The organism is Hansschlegelia beijingensis (assembly GCF_045505405.1).
GTDB lineage: Bacteria > Pseudomonadota > Alphaproteobacteria > Rhizobiales > Methylopilaceae > Methylopila > Methylopila beijingensis_A.
Genome location: NZ_JBJKEX010000345.1, coordinates 1 through 3,247, shown reverse-complemented (window position 1 = coordinate 3,247; position 3,247 = coordinate 1). Strand labels below are relative to the sequence as shown.

The 3,247-nt window shown below is 72.1% G+C and carries 2 protein-coding genes and 1 pseudogene; all 3 read right to left on the bottom strand.

The genetic code is table 11. From position 1 onward, the window contains the following. Positions 1 to 1,288, bottom strand: a 1,288-nt coding sequence (locus tag ACIKT0_RS15730) for a M16 family metallopeptidase (RefSeq protein WP_407106277.1), incomplete at its 3' end; no start/stop codon positions are given. Positions 1,289 to 1,338: 50 nt separating this feature from the next. After that, positions 1,339 to 2,700, bottom strand: coding sequence for a M16 family metallopeptidase (locus tag ACIKT0_RS15725; protein WP_407106275.1), 1,362 nt, complete (start codon positions 2,698 to 2,700; stop codon positions 1,339 to 1,341). Between the two features lie 161 nt (positions 2,701 to 2,861). After that, positions 2,862 to 3,247 (bottom strand): annotated as a pseudogene (locus ACIKT0_RS15720) (hypothetical protein); the annotation flags it as partial.

Here is a 3,247-nt window from a genome sequence, read left to right as displayed (position 1 = left end):
CGCCCGGCAGGCCCGTCGGCTGCCCGACCGCCACCACCAGCAGTTCCCCGTCGCCGAACAGCTTGCGGGCGGCGGCGCGCACGTCGTCCTCGGTCACGGCCGCGACCAGATCGTTGCGCCGCGCCACATAGTCGATGCCGAGCTCGTCGAGCTGCAGGTGGACGAGCTGGTTGGCGATCTTGGTCGAGGTGTCGAACCGGAGCGCGTAGGAGCCGATCAGGTACTTCCTGGCGCCGTCGAGCTCCTTCGGCGTGGGACCCTCGGTCGCCATGCGGCGGATCTCGGCCTGGATCAGGTCGATCGACTGGCCGGCGCGGTCGTTGCGCGTCGCGACGCCGCCGAGGAACATGCCGGCGTGGTCATAGGGCGACAGGTAGCTGTAGACCGAATAGGCGAGGCCGCGCTTCTCGCGCACCTCGGTGAACAGCCGCGACGAGAACGAGCCGCCGCCCAGGATGTGGTTCGCCACATAGGCCGGGATGAAGTCGTCGTCGTTGCGCAGCGGGCCGCTGCGGCCGAACACGATCGAGGTCTGCGGCACGTCGAGCGTGACGATCTCGGTGCGGCCGATAGCGGCCGGCGCGACGGTCGGCACCGCGATCAGGCTCGCGGTTTCCGGAAGGTCGGCCAGCAGCCGGTCGACGAGGCCGGAGAGCCGCTCGGGCGAGACCGCCCCGACCGCGCCGATGACGATGTTGTCGCGGGTGATCAGCCGGCGGTGCGCGCCGAGCAGCTCCTGCCGGCCGATCGCCGCGAGGCTTTCGACGGTGCCGCGCGGCGGGCGGCCGTAAGGGTGGCCCGGAAAGGCTTCGGCGAAAAAGGTGCGGCCGGCGAGATCCTCGGGGTCGAGCGCGTCGCGGCGGAGCTGCGCCGACAGCTGAGAGCCGATGCGCTCCACCGCGTCGTCGTCGAAGCGCGGGCGCGACAGCGCGAGCGACAGCAGATCGAAGGCTTCGTCGAGATTCTCCGGCAGCGTCCGCAGGCTCGCCGTCACGGCGTCGCGGTTGGACGAGAAGGACAGCTCGATCGCCTTCTCCTCCAGCGTCTCCTGGAAGGTCTCAGCGCGCAGCTCGCCCGCGCCCTCGTCGAGCAAGGCGGCCATCAGGCCGACGACGCCCGGCAGCTCCGCCGGGTCCTGCGCCGAGCCGCCCCGGAAGGCGACCTCGACGGCCACGACCGGCACGGTGTTCTCCTCGACCAGCCACGCCTCCGCCCCGTGAGACGCGGCGACGCGCTGGATGCGGGTGACGTGCGCCTGCGGCGCGGCGGCGGTCGAGGCGGAAGACATGATCGCGGACAAGGTCCTTCGGGTCGGGCGGATGCGGAGGCGCGGCCGGATTATTCGGCGGCCAGCCGCTCGGGCGCGGGCGCGGACAGCAGCTCGCCGGTGACGGAGCGGCGCGGGTCGAGCACGGCGCGGGCGACGTCGCGCACGCTCTCGGACGTCACCGCGCGGATCCGCGCGGGCCAGGCCTGCACCTCCTCGATGGTGCCGCCGGTGGCGAGCGATGCGCCGTAGATGCGGGCGAGCGTGGCCTGGCTGTCCTGCGCATAGATCGTGTCGGCGATCAGCCGGGTCTTGGCGCGGTCGAGCTCGGCCTCCGTCGGGCCTTCGGCCATGAAGCGCGCGAGCTCCTCGTCGATCGCCGCCTCGAGATCCGCGAGCGGAACGTCGGCGCGCGGGATGGCGTAGATCGCGAACCGCCCCTCGTCGAGCGCGTCGCCGTAGTACCAGGCGCCGGCGTTGGCCGCGACGCCCCGCTCGACCACCAGCGCGCGGTAGATGCGGCTCGTCGATCCGCCGCCCATGATCTGCGACAGCAGATCCAGCGCGTAGGCCTCGTCGCCCGTCGCGGTCTCGTAGGAGGGCGCCAGATAATTGCGCTGGAGCGAGGGCTGCGTGACGCGCGGGTCAGCGAGGCTTACCCGGCGCGCGGCGCGCGGCTCGGGCTCGCGCGGCCGGACGCGCGGACCGAGGTCGACGCGCCGCTCGACCTTGCCGTAGGTCTCCTCGGCGAGCGCCCTCACCTCCTCGGCGTCGACGTCGCCCGCGACCACCAGGATCGCGTTGTTCGGCGTGTAGAAGCGCTCGTAGAAGGCGATCGCGTCATGACGGTCGAGCTTCTCGATCTCGTGCTCCCAGCCGATGATCGGCGTGCCGTAAGGGTGGTTCACGAACAGCGCGGCCGCAACCGCCTCGCCGAGCTGCGAGCTCGGGTCGCCGTCGACGCGCGACCGGCGCTCCTCGAGGATCACGTCGCGCTCGGGGTTCACGACCTCGTCGGTGAGCTGCAGCCCCGTCATCCGGTCGGCCTCGAAAGCCATCACGGTCTTCAGGTGCTCGCGGGCGACGCGCTGGAAATAGGAGGTGTAGTCGTAGGAGGTGAAGGCGTTCTCCTGCCCGCCGAGCTCCGCCACCACATGGCTGAACTCGCCGGCCGGGTGTTTCGCCGTGCCCTTGAACATCAGATGCTCGAGGAAGTGCGCGATGCCCGAGACGCCGGGGGACTCGTCCGCCGAGCCGACCTTGTACCAGATCATGTGCGTCACGACCGGCGCGCGCCGGTCGGGGATCACCACCACCTGCAGGCCGTTCGCCAGCGTGAAGGAGGCCACGTCCGGCCCGGCGCCGCGGGCGGCGTCGGCGGGCGTCTGCGGCTTCAGTTCGGCGACGGCGCCGGCGGGCGTGGCTGCTGCCATGACGTTCGGGAAGCCTCCGTGAGAGATCGGGGACCCGCCCGGGCGACGGCGAAAAGCCCGGGGGTCGCGCCATCATATAGGCGAACGGCCCGCCCTCCGCGAGGCGCATGCGCGCCAGGCGGTGGGATCGGGCCGTTAAACCTGCGTAATGGAGGGGGCGCTCAGTTCCCGAGCAGCCGGGAGTACCAGGCCTTCTTCTCGGTCTGGACGGAGGCGGTCACGCCGTCGCCGACCAGATAGCCGGGAGGCGGATCGCTCAGCCGCGTGCGCGGGCCGGGCGTGGCCGAGGCCGTGCCCGCGGCCTTCTTGGCGCGCAGCTCGCTCGGCGAAAGCCGGCTCATGTCGCCATAGCTCGGGTCGCCCGGCGCGGTGGTGACGTTCGCGCCCTCGATGCGGCGGCGCTGCAGCTCGCTCGGCATCAGGCGCGCATTGCGGTCCATCCGCCAGTTGTTGCTCTCCGTCGGCAGCACGTCGCCGCGCGCCTTGGCCTCGGCGCGGCGCTGCTCGTCCGGATCGTTCGGCCACTGGCCGGTCGCGCGGCCGACCG